Raw genomic sequence first — 26275 nt, 5'->3', positions numbered from 1 at the left:
GTTTAAGTATTCTGAACCCCATTCTAAATCATGTGCGAGTCAAAGGTCATTCTTAAGAAGGGAGAAAAAGAGGAAGTCGTGATGGAAGACGTTGTCAGGATAGAGGTCGAAAACGGAAAAATTAAAATGTGGGGTCTTCTTGGCGAATATGGCGAGGTTGAGGGTAGAATAGTGTTGATGGACTTCAGAGGTCATAAAATCGTTGTGGAGGGTGGAGAATGAAGGTTAAGGTTGCGATAAACGGTTACGGGACAATTGGAAAAAGGGTTGCAGATGCTGTGAGCCTTCAGGGAGATATGGAAGTCGTCGGAGTTACCAAAACCAGGCCAGATTTTGAGGCAAGGATGGGGGCAGAAAAGTACTCGCTCTACGCGGCAATCCCGGACAGGGTTGAGGCTTTCGAAAACGCCGGAATAAAGGTCGAGGGCACAATTGAGGATCTGCTTGAGAAGGCCGACATCGTTGTTGACTGCTCCCCCGGAAAGGTCGGGGCTGAGAACAAGCCACTGTATGAAAAAGCGGGAGTCAAGGCAATATTCCAGGGCGGGGAGAAGGCCCATATTGCTGAGGCTTCGTTCAGCGCCCTTGCGAATTACGACGATGCTGTGGGCAAGAACTTTGTAAGGGTTGTGAGCTGCAACACAACAGGCCTTGCAAGAGTTCTGTCGATTCTGAAGGACATGTACAGCCTGAAGAAGGTGAGGGCGACGATGATAAGAAGAGTTGTGGATCCCAAAGAAGACAAGAAGGGACTCGTGAATGGAATAATGCCTGATCCTGTAAAGCTTCCATCCCATCATGCCGAGGACGTTAAGACTGTGCTTCCAGACGTGAACATTGTGACCACGGCTTTCAAGGTTCCCACGACGCTCATGCACCTGCACAGCATAGCTGTCGAGATAGATGGCGATGTGAATCCGGATGACGTCATAGCGAGGTTCGAGGAGGAGCCAAGGATAATGCTGTTCTCCAAGGAGGAGGGATTCACCTCTACTGCCAAAATAATAGAATTTGCGAGAGAGTACAGGCTGAGATATGATCTTTTCGAGAACGCTGTTTGGAGAGAGAGCATCAACTTCCACGATGGCGAGCTTTACATAACCCAGGCAATCCATCAGGAGGCGATAGTTGTGCCAGAAAACATCGACGCAATAAGAGCGATGTTTGAGCTTGCCGACAAGTGGGAGAGCATAAAGAAAACAAACAGGACGCTTGGGATTGTCTGACCCACTTTCTTTTTTAACCTCTGGTGGGAATGTCCGGGTTTACGCTGATCTTCTCTGTCTTCCTGCGAATGCTCTAAGCATTTCTCCAAGTTCCTCTTTTGTCAACCGGTTTCTCCTCTCCTGATCCTTCCACAGCTTTCTGAAAAAGTAAAAGTACTCGTAAAGCTCTAAAATGTCCCTGCAGTACACAACCACGTGGTTTAGGATAACCTCCATCTTCATGTAGAGCGGCAGCTCCTCGAAAAGCCACACATCGTAATTCTTTCCGGCGACGTCTACCCTCATGAAAACCTCCCTGAGGTCAAAACCACTGGGGGCGACTATGCACACATCCACATCTCCCGCTTCTGCTTCACTTACCGCCGAACCGAAAATCAGAACCGCGAGCACTCTATCTTTGAGAAATTCAAAATCCCTTGCTACTTGGTCTGCAACTTCTTTTCCAGCCATGACCCCATCACCTGAATAAACTCCTCAAGACAAGGTATGATGTCCCTCATCGAATCGAGAGCGAGTTTATCATCGAGCCCGTTGTAATGGTGATCGAGCCTGTTCCTCAAACCATTTGCCACCTTCAGGCAGTCGGATATTCTCCTGTCAGCCAGTTCTCCCCATTTTTCGAAGTTAGAGTAATCGTCTTTTGGCGGATACCCGGAATCCTTCAAAGACATGGATATGAGATCACAAGCAGCCTCAACGGCCTCCTGAAAGGCTTTGTAAACTGCAAGTCTTGATTTCTTATCTTCTTCTGCCTCATCGATCCACGCAATAACATCTCCAATCCTTTCTTTCATGTGCCCCAATTTGTCAAGATATCTTGCTACCCTCTTTTCGTTCACAACCCCAAATCTGCAAACCCCTAGTATTTGGTCTTTTTGATGCAAGGCAGAAAAGACAATGGTTAACTGAGAGTGCTGAAGCTCACTCCCTGAGTTTTCTGTATTCTCCAAGCATCCTCTCGAAGTCCTCTCTACTCAGCCCGTACTCAAAGAACCTGGAAGGCATCTTTCCATACTCGATCCCCTCCCTCCTGTTGAACTCCCATGCTAAGCTGTGTATCCTGTGGCCTATCCTTTTCAGCTGCTCCACCTCATATCTCCTGCCCGTCGCAATCTCCAGCAGCCTTGCCACATCCTCCCAGCCCATCCCTATTTGCGGCAGTGTGAGGAAGCGGCAGTAAACCAGGCTGTCAACAACAGCGTAGAAATCCTCAAGCTCCTTAACCAGCCTCGCCTGCCCTTCCGGGGAGAGCCTGTTTAGCTGCCCGGCAAGGTTTGGCCTGTAGGCGCAGCTCCTCATGTGGCAGGCTCCTCTTGGGGAGGTTGCATATGCCAAAGCCACGCCGAAAATTCCTCGGGGATCGTAGGCAGGAGGCTCAAGTCCGTTCACGTGCACACCCTCAACTCCCGTTAGCTTTTCCATTCCCGCAACACCTTCTGCCAGCATGTCTCCAATGCCCTCCCTGAAAGCGACCTTTCTGACGAGTTCGACGTATTTCTGGCTTTCACCAAAGTCCAGATTCTCGTTAATCTTTCCAAGCCTGCTCAGCTCAATCGCAAAGCCGATAGCGTTTCCCAGAGATATTGTGTCCATTCCCAGCCTGTCGGCGAGCTCGTTAGCTTCAATTATGGATTTCAGATCAGAGTTGCCGAGCAAGGAGCCGAAGGAGTAGAGCGTCTCGTACTCGGGCCCCTCAACCTCAGCCTGTTCAGTCCTGCTTATCCTTCCGCAGGCAACCCTGCAGCCAAAGCAGGCGTTTCTCCTGACAAAGTACCTGAGCATCGCCTCAGCGTCAATGCCCTCAATGTCGAACTCGGACTCCTCCCAGTAATACGAAGGCAGGCTCTTTGATCTGTTCACCAGCCACATGATGTTCGGCGTCCCGTACTCCTGCAGAGCGGATAGCTTTGAAATCACCTGCATGTCAAGAAACTCCTCAAACTCCGTGTCAACCCTGCTCTTTCCGTCTCCTTTAAAGACGATGGCCTTCACTCTTTTCGAGCCGAGAACCGCACCTCCTCCAGCTCTCCCAAACTGTCTGCCCCTCCTGTGAGTTATGCAGGCGAATCTTACCAGATTCTCGCCAGCCTGCCCGATGGCGATTACCTCTCCGCCTTCATCTCTCCTGAGCGCCTCTTCAGTCTCGAACGCATCAAGCCCCCAGAGGTGTTCTGCGGACTTTATCTCGATACCCCCATTCTCAACAACCAGGTAAACCGGTCTCTCACTCCTGCCCTCAAGCATGAGAAGGTGAATTCCCGTCAGTGCCATTTCATGGGGTGCAAAACCACCGCACTGGCTCTCGCCATAACCGCCCGTTAAGGGGGATTTGAAAACAGCAGTCATTCTTGAGGCTCCGGACAGTCTGAAGGAGTTTACTGGCCCTACGGCAAATATAATTGCGTTCTCAGGTGACAGGGGGTCGATTTTTGGCGGTATGCCGAGCAGAAGCTTCGTGGCTATGCCTTTTCCACCTATGAGCTCCCTCTCGTCCCTCTCCGAAATTCTCGAAATCCTGACATCCCTGCTGCTCAGATCCACACGGGCAAGGTTCATGATGGATTATTGAAAAACAAGTAGATAAATTATGGCACTAGATAGTAAACTCATCTCCTGTAAACCCCGACGATTTCCCCGTACTGAATCACGTGACCCTTCATGGCGTTTTCCAGCTCCTCCCTGCTCGCCCCGGGATTCAGATCGAGCGTGGTGTCGAGAGCATAAACTCTGAAGAAATAGCGGTGCTTCTGACCTTCAGGGGGGCACGGACCATCATAACCGAGCCTTCCAAAATCATTGACGCCCTGAACCATTTTTACGGGGGCACTGACCACACCCTCTCTGGGGATTTCATCGGGTATTTCACCCACAGGAGGGATGTTCCAGGCAATCCAGTGGGTGAACACACCGGAAGGGGCGTCCGGATCGTCCACTATTACCGCCAGGCTCTTAACTTCGCTCTTGAGCCCACCGATGTGCAGAGACGGGTTTGTGTTCAACCCATCACACGTGTATTTTCTGGGAATTTCACTCCCCTCGTTAAATACGGTTTTAACGATGAGATTCTCCTCTGCTTTCTTTTCTTCAGTCGAGCATCCGGAGAGCAATACTGCGAGGAGAGCCACAAGCAGAAGCACACGCCTCATACTCCTCCCCCATGACTCATGCCGGGATTGATGAAATGAAGGTTTCCAGAGTTTATCAGGGCATATCAGATCAGTAGTCCCTCACTATGTCCATAAACCCCAGCTTCATGTCGAACTGGAAGTATATGGCGAGCAGCACCTCATCTATCTCGATTTTATGCACTGGATCAATTGAAGAGGGCACATCGTAGCTCACACTCGCAGTTCCGGCGAAAACCACCTTCTCCCCATTTGGATCGGTGTGAAAGTCTATGTCCGCATACCACTTCACAAGCTGGGTCACACCGCCCTTCCCGTTTATCGGCGGGAGGTGCCTGACGGAGTACAGGTACGTGGGCTTGGGCAGAACCAGGTCAATAAGCCCTCCTGTGGCTCTGGCCGAAGGTTTCATCGTAAATGTGACGAGTCTCGTTCCCTCAGGTCTCTCGAGGATGCCCTGAACGACATCATAGCTCTTCCTCAGATCTATCCTCGCCAGCTTCTTCGGAGCTCCGGCTATCTCCCTGCCAGCAGCCATTGCAGCGTCGTTGGTGACGTAAATGTACGGGATGTAATAGCCCATGTCACCACTCTCATCCTCAACCTGAATCGTGCTTATGAACTCCCGGTACTCCCCGAGGGTGCTGAACGAGTAGTGGGAAATCCATACCCCTCCCTGCGGCGGGTCGCTGTAGGGCTTCAGGCCTTCGGGCAGGATCTCGCTCACGTCACCCTTTATTGTGAAAAAGGCAGTTATTGCTTCACAGTTTCTGTACTCTATCCCCCTCTCCTCATCCACCTCGTAAAGCGGAGAATCAAACGGAATTCCCCTCAGCATATTCCACCACCTCCTACTCATACCATCTCGAAACTCTCTCAACATCGTAGTAGTCCTTCTCGTAGTTCTCAACAACATCTTCTCCTGCTTCAAGGCTCAGAACCTCCACAGTCCCGTCCTCGATCTGCAGGGCTCTTGCATCTCTGAACAGCTTCTCGACAATGAACTCTCTGCTGAGCCCAGAGGCGCCAAAAATCTGCAATGCATCGTTGGCCACCTCAAATGCAATCCTCTTGGCATATATCTGCGCCGCCCTCGCATGTCTTGGAGATGCATCGGCGGTCCTCTCGTCTATTATCCTGCGGTGGGTGTATTCGGTGACCTTGCGAACGTAGTACCTTGCGGTCTCTATCTTCTCGAACATCTCGTAGAGCTTCAGCCTGATGTTCTTGTGCCTGATGAGCGGCACACCCCCCTGCACCCTCTCCCTCGCGTAGCTCAAAGCCTCCTCAAACGCAGCTCTCGCAAGACCTACCGCGAAAGCACCCATCCCGCAGCTCGTCAGGCAGAGAAGCTGGTCAAGAAACACCCCGTAAAAGAAGCCTGGGGCAACAACAACGTGGCTTTCAGGAATTCTCACGCTGTCAAAGAAAAGCTCTCCCTGCGGGTCGTCTCTCATTCCGAGCATGTCCGCGGGCTTACCCTTCCTCACCCCATCCACATCGAGGGGCACGATGCAGAACAGCCCGTCGAGCAGGGTTTTTCCATCCTTTAGCTGGGCATGCAACCCGCAGTGAGTGGCTACGGGAGCTGAAGAGACCCATGCAGACTTCTGGCCCGAGATTATCCACTCGTCTCCATCCTTTTCAGCGACAACATTGCCCTTTCCAAACCTTCTCACGAGATCCTCATCCTCTCTCAGAGCGATAAGGTAGTCACTGCCGTGCTCAGGCTCGGTCACGCCCCAGCATCCGTGGTATTTCCCCCTGTCATCCTCAAGCCAGGGAACCACAAGCTCATCGTAAATTTCAGGAGGGCCGAAGAGTGCAGCACATGCAAACGGAATCTGATCAACGCCTATTGCTGTTGCGAGTCCCAGGCTCCCCCACCCGAGCTCTTCCATTATCATGTACCTCTGGAGGGGAGTTAGATCCACACCGCCCATCTCCGCCGGGATTGTTATCCTGTGGTAACCGAGCCTCTTCATCTCCCCGAAAACCTTGAAGTACGGGGAGCCGGGTTTGATCCTCTCCTCCGGTTCCATTCTGTCCAGTTCTATGGACGCTGGCCTCATCACCTCCAGAGCAAAGCGGTGCACCTCTTCTTTCAGAAGCCTGTCCTCCTCGCTGAGTTCGTCGAGGTCGAGAAACTTCATGAACCTAACTTGACGGGAGAATTTATAATTATTTTTACTGAAAATTAATGCAGGATTTTTACCGAAGATGCAGAATTGCGTGGCAGAGTTCAAAAATCCATAGCGAGGTGAAATGCTGCCTTGTGGAAAACAAATCTTGATCTCGCGAATCCCACTTAGGGGTGATCCTGACTGCACCGTCTTTGGCTTGGCGATAAGCAAACTCATCCGGGGGAGGTATCACTCACAAATAAACAAGAATGTCAACCATGCACTCAGCCACAATGCAACCTTCTCAATCCCACCTCCGAAACCCTTTTTTAAACTCACGTGCTGGGGTGAAGCAGGTGCCCCGGTAGGGTAGCTGGATATCCTCGGGGGCTGCGGACTCCCGGACCCGGGTTCGAATCCCGGCCGGGGCACTTTTACTTCAGGCGCAAGTCCCTGCAGGGCTATTTTGTAAGAGTATTCGCTTTTTTCAACCCCAATGGCTCAGATGGCTGGCGACTGAAAACGGAGAGGGAGGTTTAGGATGCATCTCCTGTGAAAGGGAAAGTTTAAGATGGGAATTAAACAGACATTGAAAACCTGAGGGGGTTCATCATGGAAAACGTTATTGGAGTTTGTGGATGTGCATGCAGCAACTGCACGATGTATGGAAATGGGTGCGAAGGGTGTTATGCCATAGAGGGAAAACCCAGCTGGCTGCACGACGTGGGGCTTAGGGTTTGTGATTTTTATGAGTGCTGTGTGATTGAAAAAGGGCTGGAGCACTGCGGGCAATGTAATGAGATCCCATGCGACATATTCTGGAGCAATAAAGCTCCCACACTGACAGAAGAACAGCACAGGAAAATTGTGAAAGAGAGGGTTGCTTTGCTTAATAAAATGGCACAGAATAGGGACTGATCTCCACAGAAGGAGATTAATGAAAGCAGAAGAGTGCAATGAGATTGCCAAAAAATTACGGTAAAAGTGGGGCCGGCTAAATCAGAATGTGCGTGAAGTCTCTTGCCACCAGATGGGGCTTTACTCTTTCTTCAAGCTCTTCGTGTGTGTAGTTAGTGTGGTTTATGTGGGCAAAGACAGTTTTCTTTGCTCCGACCGCCCGGGCCAGCTTTACCGCATCGTCAACTCCAAGATGGGCCTTCGGAATTGAGTGTTTATGCGTCATATCCGCAACAAGCAGGTCAGCACCTTTGATTTTTTCCACTGTGATGGCATCATCAAGTATCTCCGGGCCTGTATCACCAGTAATCACTAACTTTTTGTTTTTAACCCAAAGTATAAAGCCTCCCGCCGCTTCCACAGGCTCGTGGACAACTTTAAAGTGGTAAACCATAAAGCCAAAGTCATACCATCTGTTGAACTCTAAAGGAAAATATTCCCAGTTCCACCTGCTCTCCCCAACAAAGCGTTTTTGTAGATCTCTGGCCGCTTCAAGCGTCTTATGGTGTCCGTAAAATTTGATGTGCCTGAAAATCTGCAGCTCAGGTAGACCACCTATGTGATCGAAGTGAGCGTGTGTGATAAAGACGTGCTCGATTCTCTCGTTAATACGCCCTAAATGATAGTGCAGATCCGGTGAAGGGTCTATCAGCGCTTTAATTTCGGGAATATATATTGAAAAGCGCGTTCTCCTATATAAGGGAAATTTTCTTGCTCTCAAACAGTTCTCACAGCTGCATAAAGGTTTTGGAGTGCCACTGTACACCCCAGAGCCCAGTATGATGATGTCCATCTCAGTTTTTCCTCCGAATCAATTGCATCCAAGGTAGGCAACTGCGATTTTTGACAAGCTTTATAAAGTTTTAGGCAATTAATACAGAAAAAATCAATTTATTTAAGGTAAGAAATCGAAAAAGACGTGAAGAATTTTATTAACACTGTCTTGGAAGTGTTAGCTTCGATTTAATCCACAGGAGGCACCATTCATGAAGCATCGAAAGCATGGAGATTTGAAAATTTCCGAAATTGGTATTGGGACCTATGCTCTGAGCGGGGTTTATGGAGCAAAAGATCTTGAAGAGTTTAAGAGGACGATCTACCGTGCCCATGAACTTGGAGTTAACTTCTTTGACACTGCAGAGGCTTACGGAAACGCTGAACAGATTTTGGGGGAGATATTAAAGCCATTCCGTGAAGAGGTTTATATAGCCACGAAAGTCGGGGTTAGGGGGAACATAAAGCCAGACCTCTCCAGAGATTACATCAGAAAAGCCTGTGAAGAGAGCCACAGGAGACTGCAAACCGATTACATCGACCTCTACCAGGTTCACTTCCATGATCCAGCCACGCCAATTGAAGAAACGGTTGAAGCGCTGGAGGAGCTCGTTGAAGAGGGGAAGATTCGATACTACGGCGTTGGGCACTTGCCCATAGATGTCACGGAGGAATACTGCAGGCTTGGAAAGCCTTTCTCAGTTCTCGCCGAGTTCAGTGCAGCTGCGAGGGAATCCTACGAAAAGCTTTTGCCCCTTTATAAGAAATACAATTTGGGAATCATTGCTTTCAGCACAACGGGGAGAGGCCTGCTCACAGGAAAGTTTAAAGAAAACCAAAAGTTTGAACCCGGAGATATACGCTATTTAGACCCGCTTTTCCAGAGGGAGCGTTTTCAACACGGCCTGAGAATTGCCAGAAAGTTTGCCGAGCTGGGGGAAAAATACGGTAAAACTCCAGTGCAGGTTGCCATCGCCTGGGTCCTTGCCCATGAAGGAGTGATATGTGCTCTAACCGGCCCTTCAACGGTAGAGCATCTGGAGGAGAACGTTGAGGCGAGCGAGTGGGAAATCCCCAAAGAGGACTTGAGAGAGCTGGAGGAGTTCTTTAAGAGAGAAGATGAGTGGCTGAGGCAGAAGCAGAAAGAATCCATAAAACAAATTCTCATTAGGCCTCTCCCGGAACCCCAAAAGGCCTTCGTTGATTTAATATATGTTATTGAAACCGCACTTTCCCTTGGCATTATTGCGGAAAAGGAGATACTGCCGGTTTTCTATGAGCTCTACGGCTTGAGGAAGGAGCTGGATAAAGAGGGAGTTGGTGAAAAACTGAAGGACATCCAGGCCCGGCTGCGAAGAGTAATCTCTCTGGATGCTCTTTGACCTTTCTTTCAAATTTCCCACACCTCTATATGCTGCGTGGTCTGAGGGAGATCTTTTAATGCTTTCCTCAAGAACCCCGGATATAACGGAAGATTTTCCAGCTCATCAAGAGAGAACCACTCAAAAATCAGCCTGATTTCTTTTTCTCCCTCTACATGTTCCTTCCCCCAAAACCGTCTTTTCCTGTAGAGAGAGCAATCTTCGGGGAGCTCCACCAGATAGTAAAGACCCAGCTCATGGAGGAGCGTTCCGCCATCCCTAAAGAACGTCTCAGCGACCCAGATCAGCCTGTCCACACGAGCCTCAACACCAAGCTCTTCGCGCATTTCTCTCTTTAACGCATTTTTTGAAGGCTCCAGCAGCTCAACCCTTCCTCCCGGCAGAGCCCAGAAATCATCCTCCTCTGCTCTGTGGAGGAGAACATAATCCCTGTTGAATACAATCCCAACCACCCGATAATTAAACCGTATTTTTTCTTTTTCAAACGTTACCATCTGTCTTATCCTCAAAACAATCATCTCCACTTTGAGTCGACTATAAACCTTGGCCCCTGTACTTAAATCACTATTGATATCATGATTTCACCCTGACAGTTTTCCCTTTTTGTGGGGGGTGGTTTACTGAAATGACTCTCCTCGTTCAGTATCAGTTTCCAAACCCATTCTGTCCCGAACGTGATTGGACGCAGATTAACTTCCTGTGATTCATCCGTTCTTTCCATCCTCCAATGGATCAAAACAGTTAATGGCGAAAACATGCTACAATGATGGCCCCTTGCATGAGCAGCTTAAGAATCTTCTCTGCCAGTACAATTTCCGCCAAATAATCGAGAAATGCAACAGTTCCGGTTGGAGACAGAAGGGGCATTATCCATGAAAACACGAAAAGATCATTACTACCAGTCGCCCCCAGTCAATTTGGGCGAAGGGTTTTGTAAATTAAGACAATGGTCTGAAAAATACTTACAACCAGCAGATCAACGATTGCACCCATCCGATCGACAGGCTGTACTGTATCCGCTAAACCAAGCACAATTTTCGTTTTCATGAACAAACTGAAGAAGTTGGACTCCTCCAATAAGCGAGCCTGAAAGCTTTTCCGCATTTGAACCAATTTCCAGATTTTAAACCCAATCAATCTCAAAATCAGAAACTTCCAACAATCACACCGGATACGAAGATGACAAAGATGACAGACATGAGATCAGAGATCGTCGTTATCATCGGAACCGTTGCATTGTCAGGGTCAAAGCCGAGTTTGCCGAAAAATCTGGCAATATAATAAGCAACAATCATGGCGGTGAGAAGGAGCAGCGGATAAAAGATTATGAACTCGGGGACGATTCCAGCGTTTTTACCGAGAAAGTATTTCGCAATGATTATGCCGGCAAAGTTCATGACAAGGCTGATCAGGAATCCGGTAAACAGATAAATGACTATGTCTGCGAGGGTTTCACGATCAACAATACCTTCGATGTCTCCAACGTGAATTCTTGTAGAGGTTGCCGCCCCCACAATTGCACCAAAATTACCTGTGGTGCCAGCTATGGCAGGATAGAGTATGCTGAACAGCACTGATGCATGAATCAGATCACTGTAATGTTCAAAGAATCCTCCCGAAACACTGGCTATGAGTGAAGTTATCCCGAGTATTGCAAGAACTTCCTTGAAAGTTCTGATGTCATCGCTGCCAAGTTTGATTTTAAATGCCAGAACTGCAAAAACCACCACACTGACAACGCTGAGAAGAACGAAAACAGAAAAATAATGCTCAAAGATTAAGATGAACAGAATCAGAAAAGGGAGAGTTATGAGATCGCCAACGGACGTGATTATAGGTGCTGCGACTCTGTCCGGGTCCAAGCCCCTCAAATAGGGAATCACCGTTGATATGGCTGTAGAATACCCCATGATCAGGGTGGAAAAAATCGTTGAGACAACGATTATGAAAAGAATATACATTCCGGACCATACATCACCGACTTTCAGCACACCAACCGCCCAGAGAATGAATACCGGTATCAGGGACAGCCATAAACTCAGGAGAATGTTTTTCTGAACCTCTTTATCGGATATTCTTGGCTCCATAATACCGATGTGGAGCATTGTGGTCAGCCGGGAAGCCATAGAGCCGAAGATGTTTCCCCTCAATCCCATCAGCCCGGGTATGATCACAAGGACTATCCTGTAAGACTCCATGAGCTTCTCAAAATAAGCGCCGAGAATACCTCCTGCAATGAACTCGATAAAGATGCAGAAGAGCAAAGCGGGAAGTGTTCCTGCCATAAGCTGTCTTATCCTGGCAGAATACAGCTCCTGGAAGCCTCTGTAATCCATCGTCATCACCACCCATCGTCTCTCACCCCTTCCCGCTTTTGGGTAACTTTTTTAGGAGATTTATAAAAACATTTTCCCTATTAAAATTTCACAGTGTCTGCCTGCTCTGCACAGCAATACACCTGCCGGCAAATCTCGCTTAAAACCGTTTTTTCAATTGTAAAAAATGGCAATCGTTAAATATATTCCGAGAGACCTGGATAAAAATAACGGTGACTGATATGATTGAGGTTGAAATCATTTCTGGCAGAACAATAGACCAGGGAAAGACCGTAGAAGAGAAACTTTCTGAGGAATACTTCAAAGCTGTCAGCTACTGTGAGATGAACGAGATGGACTTTAAAAAACTCGGCCTGAAAGAGGGGGACAGAGTTAAAGTAAAAACGGAATTTGGAGAAGTTGTTGTTTTTGCAAAAATTGGGGAGCTGCCCAGAGGAGTTATCTTCATTCCAATGGGCCCGTATGCAAATCAGGTAATTTCTGACGACACCGACGGCACTGGAATGCCAAGATTCAAGGGAGTAAGAGGGATAGTGGAGAAGACGGAGGAGAATGTTAAGTCTGTTAGAGAGCTTTTAGGGGTGGAATGAAATGGATGCAGTATGCACATTCTGTGGTAACGTATGCGATGATGTAGAATTTGACGTAAATACCCAGAAAGGAAAGAGATTCTGCGCTCTTGGTCTTGCGAAGTTCAGAGAGAAGGAGAGAATCAAGAGCCCGATGGTTGATGGAAAGGAAGTGAGCTATGAAGAGGCAATTGAAAAAGCGGCAGAAATACTTGTTTCTTCAAAAAAGCCCCTGCTCTACGGATGGGCGTCAACTGTCAATGAGGCGATAAGGTATGGAGTCATTCTGACCGAGAAAGTCAGAGGTGTTTACGACCAGTGCGCAAGTGTATGCCACGCTCCCGGGACACTCGCAGTTATCGAGGAGGGTATCCCAGGAGGGAGTCTCGGGGCAATCAAGAACAGGGCAGATGTCGTCATCTTCTGGGGGAGCAATCCCCTTGAAGCTCATCCGAGACACCCGACAAGATACAGCGTCATGGCGAAGGGTTTCCTGATAAAGGACAGAAAAGACAGGAAGGTAATCGTTGTTGACGTTAGAAAAACAAAATCTGCCAAAATGGCAGACAAATTCGTCCAGATAAAACCGGGGTACGACTATGCAATAATCTCAGCACTGAGAGCGCTCGTGAAGGGCGAGGATATTGAGGCAAATGAGGTCGGAGGGGTGCCAAAAGAGGAGCTTGCGGAGCTTGCAGATATAATGAAAAACGCAAAATACGGAGTTATTCTCTACGGCCTGGGAGTAACACAATCCAGAGGAAGGGACAGAAACATTGAAAACGCTGTAAAGCTAATTCAGCTTCTCAACAGATATGCAAGATGGATTATATGGCCAATGAGAGGCCACTACAATGTCGTAGGTGCCGGAGAGGTACCGGCCTGGGAGGTGGGATACCAGTATGCAATAGATTTCAGCAGAGGATATCCCAGATTCTCACCTGCCGAGTTTTCTGCTGTGGAAATGCTTCTCAGAAAAGATTGTGATGCCATGCTCGTGGTATCCAGTGATCCCGCAGCACACTTCCCGAGGAGAGCCGTTGAACACATGAAAAACATACCCGTGATCCAGATTGATCCGTTCCCCAACATGACTACCCTCCTGTCAAATGTCATAATACCCTCTGCAGTTGCAGGAATAGAGGCTGAGGGATGGGCATACAGAATGGACGGGATACCAGTGAGGGTGAAGAAGCTCGTTGACTCACCATACTGGAGTGATGAAAAGATTCTGAAAGAGATGCTGAGAATTGTGGAGGAGAAGCTTGAAGGGTGATTGAAATGCTCTGGATTAAAAACGGTATTGTTATTGATCCGAAAAATAAAATAGATGGAGAAAAAATGGACATTTTCATAAAAGACGGTAAAATCGTCGATGAAAGTGAGGTTAATAAGGACGAATGCAGAGTAATTGATGCAAACAACAAGCTTGTTGTTGCAGGCGGAGTTGAGATGCACGCACACATCGCAGGAAGCAAGATCAATGTCGGCAGAACGATGAGACCTGAAGAGATGAGAATCGTAAGGCACACGGCAAACAAATTAAGGGCATCCATTGGGAGAGTGCTGCTAACATCCCCTGCCATTGGTTATGAGTATGCCAAGATAGGCTATACAACCGCAGTTGAGGCAGCATCACCCCCGATAGGCTCACCCCACACACATGAAGAGCTGGACGCCATCCCCATAGTGGATAAGGCAATGCTCCCTGTTTTCGGAAACTGGCACTTTGTTTTCAAATACGTTGCCGAAAAAGATAGAGAGAAGCTGAAAGCGTTCATTGCATGGGCAATTGAGAGAACAAAGGGCTATGGTGTGAAGGTCGTCAATCCGGGTGGCGTTGAGGCCTGGATGTATGGAGGAAATGTGAAGAATCTAGAGGATGAGGTACCAAACTGGGGAGTTACACCCAAGGAGATTATCACCGAGCTCGTAAAATCCAACGAAGAGCTTGACCTCCCCCATTCCGTGCATCTCCACTGCAACAATCTCGGAAACCCAGGAAACTACCAGACCACGATCGAAACCATGAAACTCGTATCAGGTCTGGCCAACGAGAAAAGACAGACCCTCCACGTAACCCACGTTCAGTTTAACGCATACGCGGGAAGCTCATGGAGAGACGTTGCAAGCGGTGCTGAGGAGATCGCCAAGGTTGTGAACTCGATGGATAACATTACCATTGACATGGGACAGGCAATTTTCGGACATGCTACCGCAATGACCGGTGATGCCCCATTCCAGTTCACCCTGCACAAGCTCACAGGATCAAGATGGGTCAACAAGGACAGCGAAATCGAAGGAGGAGCAGGAATAGTGCCAATAGCTTATCTCCCTAAGAATCCCGTTCACGCCCTGCAGTGGGCAATCGGGCTTGAGCTTGGACTGCTCGTTGACAGTGATAAAGTCGTTCTCACAACAGACTACCCCAACGGTGGACCATTCACAGAATATCCATACGTAATGGCCATGCTGATGAGCAGAAAGATGAGGGAAAAAGAGCTTGAGAGAGTTAGTCCCTACGTTCAGAAGGCAACATCCCTGCCAGCAATAGAGGTCGAAAAAACCCTATACGATGTCATCCAGATGACGAGAAGTCTGCCTGCAAGAGTCATGGGAATGGAAAACAAGGGACATCTTGGCATTGGGGCCGATGCCGATGTTGCGATCTACAGCATTAACCCGGACGATGTTGATCCTGCAGCCCAGTACGAGCTGATAAACTCAGAGTTCAGAAAACCTGTTTACACAATAAAGGGTGGCGAAATAGTCGTGAAGGATGGTGCCGTTGTTGCCGAAAGCTGGGGAAGGACATTCTGGGTCGATGCAAGAAAGAAGGTCAGCCTTGACTCCATAGATGAGGACCTGAACTCCTTCTTCAACAGCTACTACACAATCCAGAGAAAGAATTACGGAATCCAGGAAGAATGGTTGAGAAACCCGGTTAGAGTGGAGGTGAACTGAGATGCTCATCCTTAAGCCAAAGTTCGAATTCGACGTCAGCGTTGAGGCCGAACTCACTCCCGAACTTGCAGAGAAGAGTCTTGAGGAAATAAAGAACTTCAAAGTCTGGTACGGAAATGCTGAGAAAACTCTTGGAGAGCTGTTTGATGTTGAGAAGGAAGGAGACGGTAAGAAGCTCCTACTTGATGGAGACTTTTCAAAGGTCAAATGGGTTGGAACAGGAATGGATGACGGAGAAATAGTCATAAAAGGAAATATTGGGGCAAACTGTGGCGCATACATGAAGGGCGGCAGGATAACGATTGAAGGGAGTGCTGACGACTGGCTTGGAGCAGAGATGAAGGATGGTGAGATAATCGTCAAGGGCAACGCAAAGAACCTCATCGGGTGTGCTTACTACGGTAACCCAAGCGGCATGCAGGGAGGAAAGATTCTGATAGAGGGCAATGCAGGGAACTATATCGGAGAGAAGATGACGGGAGGAACAATAGAGATCAAAGGTAACGCTGGAGACTTCATCGGAACAGAGATGAAAGGTGGGGAAATAATCATCCATGGAAACTGCGGCTATGCAGGAGGAGACATGAAAGCGGGAACCATAAAGATTGGAGGAGAATTTGATCTGCTTCCAACCTTCAGAAAAAGTGAAAACGGCTGGACAGGAGACGTCCTCGTCGGTGGAGAGGGTAGAATACTGAAAATCTGACCAGAGTGTGCAAAATCTTTTTTACATAACATTATACACATTTTCTTTTCGGTGCGGACAAATTGAAAAGCAGTGTGTAGGAAAATAAATTAAATCCGTGAGTTCAGTTCATACATTGTGGGCCCGTAGGGTAGCTTGGATATCCCAGAGGCCTTCGGAGCCTCTAACCCGGGTTCAAATCCCGGCGGGTCCGTAAGAATCTCCCTTCGGTATCCATATTTTACCAGACTGATATGTTCTCTCAGCTTAATCTCAAAAAAGGCCGACAGGTTTATCCCCATCTCCTTAGCTTCCTGAACCAGATTTTTATCTACACTCAGGGTTAATTTTCGCTTTACTGGAGCAACAGAAGTCATGCACGTATGTTGGAAGTATCGCCTAAAAAGTTAGCGGGGGTATCACTAAGGGAGGGGGAGATAATAAAATGTTCCACTGTTCCGCTGTTCCATAGGTTCCACGTTACTTTTGTGTTCCGTTGTTCCGCTGTTCCGTGAAAAGTCATAAAGTTGAGAAAAGAAATAAAGCATGCGCTAATAAGGTGCGGAACACATTTTCAAAACAGCTTTGAAATTCCTTCAATTCCGAAACTGAGAAAAAATAACCCTGTTCCGTGGGGTTTTATATTGCGGAACATATGTCATTTTCAAATCTGAGAAGAATTTCCCCTTAGTTTGCAGAATAGAGCATTATTCTGCCTGTGGAACACTTCGGAACACCCACTTAGTAACATTAAAAATTAAATAATGCTGTTAAATATCTGATTGTCTTGATTTCAATAAACTTAATGCTCCAATAACTGCCAAATCAGCCAAAAGTTCTCCAGTTAGCTCTTTGTCTGTTATATCCCCTTTCTTTCGATAAATAACTTTCTTTGCATAATTTTGGACTGGTTTCTTAAGTTCCTCAAATTTCTTTCTATACTCCTCCCCCACCTTAGGATTGAGTTCTTGCAGAATTTCGGCCAAATTTTTCAAGACCATATTTAAGACTCTTAAACCCTCGTCCCCTCCAGCCATACAGATTAGAGAAACTTCACCAATGCTTTCTCTCAATTCTTTAACATCTTTAAAGTTCTTACCTATAAAATAAGACAACAATACACTCATAAGTTTCTCAGAAACTTCCATAGCCTCAGGATTGATTTTGTAAATTTTTACTCTTCTATCTTTCGGATCAATTTCAGAAATTATTAACCCATCATCTTCCAATTCCTGAAGATGACTTGCGAGGACACTTTTTGATAAACCTGTTCCTTCAATGAGTTCTTTCCAAGTCTTTGGTCCTTCAGCTATGAGAGAATATATTTTCGTTCGATTGATTCTTCTCTCCATTTTCTTGGGATGTTTTCTTTCAGACATAGTTTGGTATAGTACACCGAAATATTTAAATATAACGGAAATAGGATTATTATTGTATGTCGAACCGAACCAAAATGATTGGAACTAAGACAAAATGGAATATGATCCAAGTTTCATTTACAGTATACCCTGAACACACCAAAATAATTGAGAAAATCCTAAATAGGGAGTATTCAAAGCCTATTGCCCACAAATCAGCTTCTGAAATCGTCAGGAGGGCTATTGAACATTATGCTATGTTTCTTGGTATTGATTTTGAAAAAATTAAATCGGAGGGGTAGAAAATGTCAGTCTTCCAGTCCACCTGCCTCTTAAAGGAAAATAAAGCGCTGAAATATTTTAAGATTCCGGAATTCTGCACCAACCAGGATTTTGACCACTTCTGCGGTCATTTTCTCACAAGTTCCCCCTGTCCCCTCGGACATCCATCCTGCATTTTCCTGAAGGGTGATAGACATGTCCACCTTATTAGAGCATGCTAAACAGTACCTCCAGGAAGGTTTCAGCATAATTCCGGTTGCTCTGATAAAGTTACCTGATGGCAAATCCAGAAAACCGGCTCTGGTGGACTGGAAGAAATACCAGCTCTCACCACCCACCTTAGAGGAGGTTAAAAGCTGGTTCTCAAATCCAGAACAGTTTCAGGCCATCAGGAATGGAAACAAAATCGGAATAGCAATCGTAACCGGTAAGGTTTCAGGAAATCTGGCAGTTATAGATTTCGATTCTAAGGAAGTGGCTGGAGAATTCCTGGGAGAGCTGTATGAAGCAAATCCTGAGCTTTATGAGAAGTTCATCAGTACCTGGGTGGTTGAAACAGGGAAGGGTTACCACTACTATTTCAGAGTCAGAGATCCGGATCCAAAGTTCTTCAACAACAGAATAGGCATAAGGCCAGGAATTGACATCAGGGCTGAGGGTGGTTTTGTCGTCTGTCCTCCCTCCCCTCACCCTTCAGGAAAGTTTTACAGGTTTGTCAATAAGCCTGAAAGAATTGCAGAGCTGAGCTGGGAGGAATATCTCTCCCTCCTTAGAATTCTGGAAAAGAATGAAGGACTTGAAAGCAGGTTCGAAAGAACCTTCGAGCAGGATCCCGCTCCCAGGAAGTCTAAGGAATCTTCGACATCCAAGGATGGTGAGAAACTCTCAGAGAGCAAAATCCTTGAGATCGTCAATCTGATAAGGCCGATCTACAGGCAGGGCTACAGGAATTACATAATCATGTTTCTAAGTGGATGGCTGAGGAAAGCGGGAGTTGATTACAGCTCTGCCAGAAGAATTGTCGAGATTCTGGCTGAGGGAGATGAGGAGAAGGATCTCAGGCTTTATGTTCTTGACCGGACCTACGGACTTAAGGGCAATCCTCCATCAGAAGAGGAGCTTAAAGGAAAGTCAGGTCTCCAGGAAATAGCTGAGAAATTGCTGGGTGAGTTCCAGTCCTTAGAGCTGATAAGAAGGCTGGAGGAAAAACTGGGAAGATCCTCCCCCTTCAGAGATTCGATATTCAGTCTGATTGATTTCTCCAGAAAGCTGTATTATGTTGCCAATCCCAGGAAGGGGATAATTGCCAGGGCCTATGAAGATCAGAAGAATGGAGGAATTGTTTATAAGGAGCTGATAGCTGAAACATGCCCTGTCAGGGTTGTTGTTTTTGAGGATCCCCTTGGCGGTGTGAGAAAGTTTGAGATTGAGTTTGATGGACTGTTAAAGAAAACGATAGGCCCGGCAGAGCTGGAGGTTATTGTCCAGAGGCTGAAGGCTGAGGGAATTGTCAAGCACAAAAGACTGATTGAGGATGCCCTCTCCTCCTTAGTTATTGCATTCATCAGGAACGGAAAGGCTGAGATCAGGAGAGAGCTGGAAAAGCCTGGCTTTTACTTCTTTGAGGGAGAGATCAGGGCGGTTAAGTGGGAAGCTGAGGAGTTCACCAAGGAGGACCTGGAGAGATCTCTCCTCCTTCTCAGGGAGCTGAGGGAGGAGTGGTATAACCATCTGGCAGACAGGTTCACCACAATAATCAAGTGGGGAATTCTGGCACCGTTCAGCTATGCGATAAAGCAGATCAGGGGGACTTATGGGATCCACTTTCCCTGGCTTTTACTCCATGGTTCAGCCTCCACCGGCAAATCCACCTTAGGGAAGATAATAAGAGCGATCTGGAATTTACCCCCAGAGGAGAAGGGTGGATCCCACATTGACACCGTTCCGAGGTTCGGGAAGGTTGTTTCAGAGACAACATTCCCCATCCTGATCAATGAGGTTGCTGACGTTCTTTCCAAGGACTCTCTGAGGGAGATCCTGAAGTCCAGCATAGAATCACCATTTGCCAGAGGGAGATACGTTCAGGGCGTTTATGTGGAGGAGCCGGCTTTAAGCCCGATGATTTTCACCACAAACAAAACCTATCCCTCAGATGATGCCCTCCTGAGAAGGTTTATCGGGATTCTCTTCAGCCTCTCTGACAGGGTTTCAGGTGAGAGGGTCAGGGAGTTTGAGAATAAGGTATTGCCCAGGATTCACGATCTCAGGTTCCTGGGTTATTTTGTCTTCCAGAGAATAGCTGAAAACCCTGAGTTGCTGAAAAAGGACTGGCTGGAAACTTCAACCCTCCTCCTTAGGGAAGCTTATGAATTTGCCGGCCTTGAGGTTCCTTCCTGGATTGATGAAGCACATGAAGGAGAGTCCCTGGAGGACATAACAGAGCTGGTAAATGAGGAGATCAGGGCCAGACTGCTGGAGGACATCAACCAGAGGTATTCCAGACACATTTCTAAGGTGGAGGTTACTGTTGAGAACGGGACATTTTACGCTCCAGACCTGGATTATAGACTGAAGGCCCTGATAAGGGAGAATTTCCTCCCGTGGGCTTATCTGAAGGGAGAAGATGTGGTTATCACAAATTCGGTTCTGAAGGTTCTGGACGGTCTGGCTGTGGACTCCCTCAAATCCTTGGCTGAGAGGTTTGGATGGAAATATGGTAAGATGAGAGTTGGAAATAAAACTCCATGGGCTATCAGAGTTTCTCTTTCTGAATTCGTTAATTTCCTCAAGGGTTTAGAAGAGCAGGAAGAGACAGGCAGAGAGGATTATTCTGGGGATTTTGAGCATTATGAGGAGGTTATGGGCTTATGAAGTGTCCTCACTGCGGAAATTACATTGAAAACACACTCTGGGAGGCTCTGAAACCATACAGGGAGTTATCTGACAAAGTGGTGATCACAAACATTGACACCGTCCTTGACGTCGGGCCAAGAATCAGAGCGATTTTTGAGGAAAAGAACGGAAAGCTGAAGATAAGAGGTTATCAGGCTGTCACGCTGAAGAAAGTGGCCAGAGCGTTGAGAGTTCCCCTTTACTATATCGAGAGGAGAAACGAGCTGGTCAATCTGTATGAGTTCAATCCAAGACAGAAAGTCTATTCCGATTACTTTCTGAGGGCTGATCAGCTCCTGCCTGTGTTTTCCGGGAGTGTTGAGGAGCTGGGAGACTGGATTTACAGGAAGTTCATCCTTCAGGCTCCCCCCTTAGCTAAGAAGGAGAGGAGGTGGTGAGTTTGGAGGCGTTGGTAAGTCCGGATCTGAAGGTAGATGATCGAGAGTTCTCCCGGTTCTGTCCAGTGATGAAAAGGAAGTGTCTGAGAGAGCTGTGCATGTGGTTTCTATCGGACAGGATATGCGCCATCTCGAGGATTGCAATAAGGCTTGATGCTTTCGTTGAGGGGGTGCCTGTTGTTCAGCTCTGGAGGGATGAATGATGGGCGATCTTGACCTCATGAAAAAGGAACTCCTCTACGGGAAGGGTGCAAGACTGGCAGAAGAACACGCAAGATGGTTCTCAAAATGGGTGTCAAGGCTGGTTGAATCCGTTTACCATGATGCTTTTTTACACGGTTATAAGCACGCTCTGGAAGATATTAAGCTTCTTGAGGAGGGAGAAAGATGAAGAGTAAAAAGTATCTTTCCGGATACGTTGATTTTGGTATTCTCGGCAAGAGAGAGGCTTACATCTTCAAGAACGAGAAGAAGGAGAAGGACAGTCAGCCAGCTTTCAGACTGGTGATCAGAGATAACGGCACATGGAAAGAAGTCGGAGTCTTCTGGGTGAGGGAGTCAAAGCCAAAAGAACCTGAGGAAGAGATCATAGACATGACAGGGTGAGATAATGCCTGAGGTTCTGTATATCAGGAAGGGAACAGGAAGACCGAGGAAGGACTTTCCCCTTGATCTCTGCCTCTCCCTTAGAGCTAAGGGGTATAGCTATGAGATGATTGCGTGGAAGCTCAGGCAGATGGGTTATGATGTGAGCAAGTGGACTGTAATGAGGAGGTTAAGAATCCATGAAAAAGGGAGAGATCTCTGAAGAGGAGATCCAGAAAATTCTTGAGAATCTTAAGAACGTTATTCCTAAAGGATCATCAAGGAAAAGTAAGGATAATATAATAACCTGCCCGATCTGTAATAGAAAAGGTATTCTTAGACTTGTCAAGAAAGGTAGAAATTACAGGTTCCATATTGAACATTGGATAGTGTATGGTTCAGACCCTGATTTTCTCACATTACGTCAGAGGACAGATAAGTGTCCCATTACCTTCCATGATGAAGAGTTATTCAAGGAGGTCTTGAAGATCTACATGGAAAGGTTTGAGTTATCACACAATTTCAGAAAGTGGCTTGAATTCTATGGGTTTCTGTGATTCAGTCTTACATTGGTAATACAATGTATTGTTATATTATATATTTACGCTGCGAATTCCGGCAAAAATACCCGGGATTTGGGAAAACTCTCCTTTTCCCAAGAGTTTAAAAATGGTACCTCCGAACCTCAAGAGTTGAGCTGGCCAGAATAATAGTGATTTCTAAAACACTGAACTCACATAGAATCCTAAAATAAGCCCAAAAAGAAGCCCAGTCAAAAATCCTAGAGGGTCCTTTTTCAAGATAAATAACCCTACAATCCAAGATATCAGAATAATTACCTGCGCAGCGGTAGTCACATTCTTCATAATGTCCTCAGCTTCTGGAGGAGTGTATTCTTCCAAGACCTCAAACATCTTAAAAAAGGCTTTTATGATCGTATCTTCTGGATTCAAATAATACAAAATGGAGAAAAAGCCAATTACAAACCCAGCTCCTAAACCTACAAGCTTGCCCATATTGGTGCTCAAAATTTCGATATAGAAAAACCTTGTTACTAAGGAGGGGAGAGGGAAAAATAGCTCTTGTCCTACAGATTGAGACCAAAGAGGTTGAACAGTGCCCTCCTTGCTGCCTCAAGCTCGTCGTAGTAGATGAGCTTTGTTTTCCTTGTCACATTTTCGTTCCCTTTGTCCAGTCTCCCTATGAACGGGAAGAATGGCAGAACCCTCGGCATTGGAGTTGGGGTTGGGGTTGGTGTTGGAGCTGGAGTTGGAGTAGGCGTGGGGGTAGGAGTTTGAGTTGGCTCTGGAGTTGGTGTAGGCTGAGGAGTAGGTGTTGGGGTTGGCGTTGGAGTTGGTGTTGGGACAGGTGCTGGGGTTGGGACTGGACTTGGAGTGGGGGAAGGACTTGGAGTGATTGTTGGAGTTAGTGTGATGGTTGGAACAGGCGTTGGACTTGGAGTTGGGGATGGGGTTGGTGTGGTTGATGGTGTTGGACTTGGTGTTGGAGAGGGAGCTGGAGATGGTGACGGAGAAGGAGCTGGTGTTGGCGTTATTGATGGGACCCTCATCTTTGCCTTTCTGGCGTTAATGCTTCTGTATATGCTTCTCGTAGATCCGGGACTGAGCTTCTCACGTGGAAGGTTCCCAGGTATATCAGATGGAGCTGGAGATGGGGTTAATGACGGTGGATGAATTCTCGGAATCCTCACAGGTTCAGGGATATCTGCAACTGGCAGGGAAGGCTGTGGGACTTTTATCTTTCTGGCAAAGCTCTCTCCTATCCAGTCTCCAGGCTTCTCGTATGGGTCAATTATTCCCGTGAAATAGTCAAGGGGTTTGGCAAGTCTCGAGCCTTTAACTGCCAGCCTTCCAATAACAGCACCTGCCACACCGGCAGCTGCTGCACCTGTAGCAGCACCAAAAGCAACGTCCTTCAACATCTCCTTAGGTTTGGTATACTTCTCTCTGCTCACATCCTGCATGGCTGAGACTGTTGCACCTTCCCATGCCCCAGCTAAGGCTGATGCTTTCCCCACTGCTTTTGTTCCAATACCCACAGCTTCCTTCTTGGAAACTGTTATCAGGCCCTTTTCCATCAATGCTTTTCCAACTGATTCAGCACCTTCTTTGACTATTGTTTTCCCGACCAGCTTCTCCACTCCTTCCCTTCCTAAGGTTTTGATGGCCTGCTCTCCTATCTCCTTGGCTATGAACTTCCCTGCCTGTCTTACTGCCAGAGCTGCTGAACCTCCTGCAGGAATTATGGCACCAACAACCTCTCCAATAGCCTTGGCAGATTCGACTCTCTCAATCGCTGATGCTGCTTTCCTGGCCTCATCAGGCGAATATCCCTGGGAGATGAGGATTTTTTCAGTTGCAGAGGCAACCTGTTTTTTGCTTGCATAGGTGGCAAGTCCAGGAATGGCACCATATATGTAATATGACACATCATCGAATGGTGAGGGGGTGGACTTCACTCTCTCATACTGCGCTCTTTCAACCTCCTCAATGGCTTTCCTGTAGGCCTCTCTAACCTCTCTTCTGCTGGCATACTCGTTAACCTCAGGGTTTCTCATTCTTTCAACCGCTTCTGCCACTTTTGGTGCTAGCGCGCTCGCAGCCATTGCAACGGCCAGACCGACAAGAGGCAGGACCATAATATCACCTTCAAGAGCCTTTTCTGTCTTTGGATGTATTAAACAGGCTCGAGGTGACACGTGTCACAGCGAGCGTTATTTGAGGAAAGAATCTACTCTCTTTTTTGGTGATGTGAAAATGGAGGCTGTCGTGGAGGAATTCAGGCCTGAGGGGTTTGAGGAAGTGAAAGCAAAGCCGGTGTACAGGAAGTCCGGATACGTTCAAGCGAACGTCGGCGACATCATAGCCCTCATAGTCGGCATAGGTGTGGCCACACTTGTCTTGATTTTCGTTGGAACTCTCGGAGGGCAGACCTATGTTATGGTGGAGCCAGAGATCAATTCAATAAACAACACCCAGGTGCAGACCTATGTCAACGATGCCATAATAAACAGCTTCAAGGCGCTGGCTCAGACGGGGAAGTATTTGCCAGTGGTCGTCATGGCCGTGATAATCTTCATAGTGCTTGGACTCGTGATGGGACTTGGAAGGGCTGGATACGGCTACTATTACGGAGGAGCTCTCTAAAGTGGATTGCTGTTCTTTATTTTTTGATACATACTAATACATATTAATTTATATTCAGGTCTCCGAAATACAAATTTCAGGGCTGGATTGATTATCCAGTAGATGAATCATCCAGTAACTCTAACAATCTTTCGACTTCCTGGAAGCTGGACCTATTCTAAAATTCCTTCGACTCTCAAGGAAGAACCAGAACCTGATTTTGCACCAAAACCTTAGCATGTTCTAAGGTGATAACTGGGAGTCAATGGGTGGAAGAGAGGGGGGTTAAAGAGTAGGGAGTTAATCCCCAGTTGGGGAGAGGTTATGGATCAGCTCCTCCAGCTTAACCTCTGGTGGCACAAGGTTAACCTTCCCCCACTTCTCCATGTACTGGTAATAGATCTCAGAGGGAAGTTTCCCATCATAGCTCTGAACGTCAAGACTGCCTGTGTTATGTGCCATGATGTAATCTCTCAGTCCAGGGTGAACCATCAGGACGTTGTTACACATCTGCTCGAAAAACTTCCTGAAATGAGAGGGCCTTATCGGTATGCCTGTATGGATTGCTTTAACGTTAATTTTCTTCAAGAGTTTGTAAACTGGATATTTGTGGAAAAGCCTGTTATCTGATGGTCCCTGAGGATGGATGTCATAGAATTCTATCACAGGTTTAAGCCATTCAACCACAACAGGGTGAAGAGGAACCCAGTGAGGGAAGGACTCTTTATCCTTCTCCTCAGGTATCCAGAGCATGGGCGGATCTCTTTCCAAGGCCTCCCGGATATCATTGAGGGTAAGTTTAACCAGGGTGGATTCAGGTCTCTGTCCTGTGTAGGATGCAAGGAGAACAAAGGCAATAAACTTGATCTTGGAATAATAGTGTCTCATCTTAGAATCATGCGGGTTTATTGGAAGTTTGTAAATTGCCGAAACTACGTTTCTTACGTCATCTTCTCTAAGGAGGATGGAATTGATCTTTTTGCTTGGCCTCTTTGGTGTTACCAGTAACTCCTTTAGCTCTCTAAACCTGTAGTCTCCAGTCTTCTTGTAAAGCCATTCCAGGAAATTCCTGGTGTTTGTGTAATACTTCTTTCTTGTTTCATGGTGGCTGTATTTAGTCATATACCAGTTCTGGAATTTCAGAATGCTGTCTCTTGAGATCTCTCTCCCGGTCACTTCTAACAAGTCCTTGAATATTTTTTCGATTCTCCTCTGTCCATCCTTTGTTTTGTTGTTAGTGAACCTGAAGAAGATATATTCCTCTTCCGTCCTATCATCTATCTTGAATTTCACAACGGATTTCTCTGCTCTCTTCTTCGGAGCCTCTAACCCGGGTTCAAATCCCGGCGGGTCCGTCATAATTTTTCTGATGTGAACACGCATTACAGATCCGGGATATCCTCTCAGTCTGGCTTATATGTATGCTAAGATATACAGTAAGCTATGAACTTTGGTCCACATTTTGATGGATCT

The 26275-nt window shown here is 47.0% G+C and carries 30 protein-coding genes, 2 tRNA genes and 1 pseudogene; 19 read left to right on the top strand and 14 right to left on the bottom strand.

Annotated elements, in window-relative coordinates; genetic code table 11:
* Positions 1-30: 30 nt before the first annotated feature.
* Both LPQ35_RS08780 and LPQ35_RS08775 read left to right on the top strand, forming a co-directional pair.
* The gene (locus LPQ35_RS08780; RefSeq protein WP_193808397.1) at positions 31-222 is read left to right on the top strand and encodes a CooT family nickel-binding protein; all 192 of its coding nucleotides are present in this window, start codon (positions 31-33) and stop codon (positions 220-222) included.
* Positions 219-1226, top strand: coding sequence for a type II glyceraldehyde-3-phosphate dehydrogenase (locus tag LPQ35_RS08775; RefSeq protein WP_193808396.1), 1008 nt, complete (start codon positions 219-221; stop codon positions 1224-1226). Before LPQ35_RS08780 ends, LPQ35_RS08775 begins: the two co-directional genes overlap by 4 nt.
* A gap of 39 nt (positions 1227-1265) precedes the next feature.
* On the opposite strand, the gene LPQ35_RS08770 is transcribed toward LPQ35_RS08775, so the two are convergent.
* The 6 genes from LPQ35_RS08770 to LPQ35_RS08745 all read right to left on the bottom strand — a co-directional run bounded on the left by LPQ35_RS08770 (position 1266) and on the right by LPQ35_RS08745 (position 6504).
* Positions 1266-1676 carry a nucleotidyltransferase domain-containing protein gene (locus tag LPQ35_RS08770; RefSeq protein WP_193808395.1) on the bottom strand — a complete coding sequence of 137 codons (411 nt, stop codon included), beginning with the start codon at positions 1674-1676 and terminating at the stop codon, positions 1266-1268.
* Complete coding sequence (locus LPQ35_RS08765; protein WP_193808394.1) at positions 1646-2065, bottom strand: HepT-like ribonuclease domain-containing protein; 420 nt, start codon at positions 2063-2065, stop codon at positions 1646-1648. The genes LPQ35_RS08770 and LPQ35_RS08765 overlap by 31 nt, the downstream gene beginning before the upstream one ends.
* Before the next feature lie 82 nt (positions 2066-2147).
* On the bottom strand, positions 2148-3782 hold the full coding sequence (locus LPQ35_RS08760; RefSeq protein ID WP_193808393.1) for an aldehyde ferredoxin oxidoreductase C-terminal domain-containing protein: 1635 nt from the start codon (positions 3780-3782) through the stop codon (positions 2148-2150).
* Between the two features lie 50 nt (positions 3783-3832).
* Complete coding sequence (locus LPQ35_RS08755; RefSeq protein ID WP_193808392.1) at positions 3833-4372, bottom strand: YbhB/YbcL family Raf kinase inhibitor-like protein; 540 nt, start codon at positions 4370-4372, stop codon at positions 3833-3835.
* 70 nt (positions 4373-4442) lie between these two features.
* Entirely contained in the window at positions 4443-5189 is a 747-nt protein-coding gene (locus tag LPQ35_RS08750) for an acetoacetate decarboxylase family protein (RefSeq protein ID WP_193808391.1), read from the bottom strand.
* 13 nt (positions 5190-5202) lie between these two features.
* The gene (locus tag LPQ35_RS08745; RefSeq protein ID WP_193808390.1) at positions 5203-6504 is read right to left on the bottom strand and encodes an acyl-CoA dehydrogenase family protein; all 1302 of its coding nucleotides are present in this window, start codon (positions 6502-6504) and stop codon (positions 5203-5205) included.
* Between the two features lie 328 nt (positions 6505-6832).
* Here LPQ35_RS08745 and LPQ35_RS08740 point away from each other — a divergent pair.
* Together LPQ35_RS08740 and LPQ35_RS08735 are read left to right on the top strand one after the other, a co-directional pair.
* Positions 6833-6905, top strand: a tRNA-Arg gene (locus LPQ35_RS08740).
* A gap of 181 nt (positions 6906-7086) precedes the next feature.
* Positions 7087-7392 carry a DUF3795 domain-containing protein gene (locus LPQ35_RS08735; protein WP_193808389.1) on the top strand — a complete coding sequence of 102 codons (306 nt, stop codon included), beginning with the start codon at positions 7087-7089 and terminating at the stop codon, positions 7390-7392.
* A 76-nt stretch (positions 7393-7468) separates the two neighbouring features.
* Here the strand turns inward: LPQ35_RS08735 and LPQ35_RS08730 are convergent, their stop codons facing one another.
* On the bottom strand, positions 7469-8224 hold the full coding sequence (locus LPQ35_RS08730) for an MBL fold metallo-hydrolase (protein WP_193808388.1): 756 nt from the start codon (positions 8222-8224) through the stop codon (positions 7469-7471).
* Between the two features lie 217 nt (positions 8225-8441).
* Here LPQ35_RS08730 and LPQ35_RS08725 point away from each other — a divergent pair, with 217 nt between their 5' ends.
* Positions 8442-9587 (top strand): aldo/keto reductase, encoded by a 1146-nt coding sequence (locus tag LPQ35_RS08725; protein WP_203219035.1) that lies wholly within the window; start codon positions 8442-8444, stop codon positions 9585-9587.
* 8 nt (positions 9588-9595) lie between these two features.
* On the opposite strand, the gene LPQ35_RS08720 is transcribed toward LPQ35_RS08725, so the two are convergent.
* On the bottom strand, positions 9596-10081 hold the full coding sequence (locus LPQ35_RS08720; protein WP_193808386.1) for an NUDIX domain-containing protein: 486 nt from the start codon (positions 10079-10081) through the stop codon (positions 9596-9598).
* A gap of 651 nt (positions 10082-10732) precedes the next feature.
* Positions 10733-11923: a magnesium transporter gene (locus LPQ35_RS08715; protein WP_203219034.1), complete on the bottom strand. Its 1191-nt coding sequence runs from the start codon at positions 11921-11923 to the stop codon at positions 10733-10735.
* A 221-nt stretch (positions 11924-12144) separates the two neighbouring features.
* On the opposite strand from LPQ35_RS08715, the gene LPQ35_RS08710 reads away from it, so the two are divergent.
* The 5 genes from LPQ35_RS08710 to LPQ35_RS08690 all read left to right on the top strand — a co-directional run bounded on the left by LPQ35_RS08710 (position 12145) and on the right by LPQ35_RS08690 (position 16355).
* On the top strand, positions 12145-12513 hold the full coding sequence (locus LPQ35_RS08710; RefSeq protein ID WP_193808385.1) for a molybdopterin dinucleotide binding domain-containing protein: 369 nt from the start codon (positions 12145-12147) through the stop codon (positions 12511-12513).
* 1 nt (position 12514) lies between these two features.
* A complete protein-coding gene (locus tag LPQ35_RS08705; RefSeq protein WP_193808384.1) occupies positions 12515-13768 on the top strand; it encodes a formylmethanofuran dehydrogenase subunit B in 1254 nt (417 codons plus the stop codon).
* A gap of 5 nt (positions 13769-13773) precedes the next feature.
* Complete coding sequence (locus tag LPQ35_RS08700; RefSeq protein ID WP_193808383.1) at positions 13774-15456, top strand: formylmethanofuran dehydrogenase subunit A; 1683 nt, start codon at positions 13774-13776, stop codon at positions 15454-15456.
* Between the two features lies 1 nt (position 15457).
* Positions 15458-16162 carry a formylmethanofuran dehydrogenase subunit C gene (locus tag LPQ35_RS08695; protein WP_193808382.1) on the top strand — a complete coding sequence of 235 codons (705 nt, stop codon included), beginning with the start codon at positions 15458-15460 and terminating at the stop codon, positions 16160-16162.
* 119 nt (positions 16163-16281) lie between these two features.
* Positions 16282-16355, top strand: a tRNA-Arg gene (locus LPQ35_RS08690).
* Between the two features lie 85 nt (positions 16356-16440).
* Here the strand turns inward: LPQ35_RS08690 and LPQ35_RS11195 are convergent.
* A pseudogene (locus LPQ35_RS11195) lies at positions 16441-16518 on the bottom strand (hypothetical protein); the annotation flags it as partial.
* A gap of 393 nt (positions 16519-16911) precedes the next feature.
* On the bottom strand, positions 16912-17520 hold the full coding sequence (locus tag LPQ35_RS08685) for a MarR family transcriptional regulator (protein WP_193808381.1): 609 nt from the start codon (positions 17518-17520) through the stop codon (positions 16912-16914).
* Between the two features lie 74 nt (positions 17521-17594).
* Here LPQ35_RS08685 and LPQ35_RS08680 point away from each other — a divergent pair, with 74 nt between their 5' ends.
* From LPQ35_RS08680 to LPQ35_RS08645, 8 genes are all read left to right on the top strand, one after another.
* Positions 17595-17801 carry a hypothetical protein gene (locus tag LPQ35_RS08680; protein ID WP_193808380.1) on the top strand — a complete coding sequence of 69 codons (207 nt, stop codon included), beginning with the start codon at positions 17595-17597 and terminating at the stop codon, positions 17799-17801.
* 175 nt (positions 17802-17976) lie between these two features.
* Positions 17977-20652, top strand: coding sequence for a bifunctional DNA primase/polymerase (locus tag LPQ35_RS08675; protein ID WP_193808379.1), 2676 nt, complete (start codon positions 17977-17979; stop codon positions 20650-20652).
* Positions 20649-21071 (top strand): hypothetical protein, encoded by a 423-nt coding sequence (locus tag LPQ35_RS08670; RefSeq protein WP_193808378.1) that lies wholly within the window; start codon positions 20649-20651, stop codon positions 21069-21071. The genes LPQ35_RS08675 and LPQ35_RS08670 overlap by 4 nt, the downstream gene beginning before the upstream one ends.
* A gap of 2 nt (positions 21072-21073) precedes the next feature.
* Positions 21074-21274, top strand: coding sequence for a hypothetical protein (locus tag LPQ35_RS08665; RefSeq protein ID WP_193808377.1), 201 nt, complete (start codon positions 21074-21076; stop codon positions 21272-21274).
* Positions 21274-21462, top strand: coding sequence for a hypothetical protein (locus LPQ35_RS08660; RefSeq protein WP_193808376.1), 189 nt, complete (start codon positions 21274-21276; stop codon positions 21460-21462). Before LPQ35_RS08665 ends, LPQ35_RS08660 begins: the two co-directional genes overlap by 1 nt.
* Positions 21459-21677 (top strand): DUF736 family protein, encoded by a 219-nt coding sequence (locus LPQ35_RS08655; protein WP_193808375.1) that lies wholly within the window; start codon positions 21459-21461, stop codon positions 21675-21677. The genes LPQ35_RS08660 and LPQ35_RS08655 overlap by 4 nt, the downstream gene beginning before the upstream one ends.
* A 4-nt stretch (positions 21678-21681) precedes the next feature.
* Positions 21682-21879 (top strand): hypothetical protein, encoded by a 198-nt coding sequence (locus tag LPQ35_RS08650; protein WP_193808374.1) that lies wholly within the window; start codon positions 21682-21684, stop codon positions 21877-21879.
* Positions 21857-22213, top strand: coding sequence for a hypothetical protein (locus LPQ35_RS08645; protein ID WP_193808373.1), 357 nt, complete (start codon positions 21857-21859; stop codon positions 22211-22213). The genes LPQ35_RS08650 and LPQ35_RS08645 overlap by 23 nt, the downstream gene beginning before the upstream one ends.
* A 162-nt stretch (positions 22214-22375) precedes the next feature.
* Here the strand turns inward: LPQ35_RS08645 and LPQ35_RS08640 are convergent, their stop codons facing one another.
* Positions 22376-22672: a hypothetical protein gene (locus LPQ35_RS08640; RefSeq protein WP_193808372.1), complete on the bottom strand. Its 297-nt coding sequence runs from the start codon at positions 22670-22672 to the stop codon at positions 22376-22378.
* Positions 22673-22743: 71 nt separating this feature from the next.
* Positions 22744-24315 carry a hypothetical protein gene (locus tag LPQ35_RS08635; RefSeq protein WP_203219033.1) on the bottom strand — a complete coding sequence of 524 codons (1572 nt, stop codon included), beginning with the start codon at positions 24313-24315 and terminating at the stop codon, positions 22744-22746.
* Between the two features lie 118 nt (positions 24316-24433).
* Between LPQ35_RS08635 and LPQ35_RS08630 the strand changes: the two genes are divergently transcribed.
* The gene (locus tag LPQ35_RS08630; RefSeq protein ID WP_193808371.1) at positions 24434-24823 is read left to right on the top strand and encodes a hypothetical protein; all 390 of its coding nucleotides are present in this window, start codon (positions 24434-24436) and stop codon (positions 24821-24823) included.
* A 279-nt stretch (positions 24824-25102) separates the two neighbouring features.
* Here LPQ35_RS08630 and LPQ35_RS08625 read toward each other — a convergent pair whose 3' ends face one another.
* A complete protein-coding gene (locus LPQ35_RS08625; protein ID WP_193808370.1) occupies positions 25103-26095 on the bottom strand; it encodes a hypothetical protein in 993 nt (330 codons plus the stop codon).
* Between the last annotated feature and the right edge of the window lie 180 nt (positions 26096-26275).

Source organism: Geoglobus acetivorans, from assembly GCF_039641995.1.
Classification (GTDB): domain Archaea; phylum Halobacteriota; class Archaeoglobi; order Archaeoglobales; family Archaeoglobaceae; genus Geoglobus; species Geoglobus acetivorans.
This window is presented reverse-complemented; position numbering and strand designations above follow the sequence as displayed.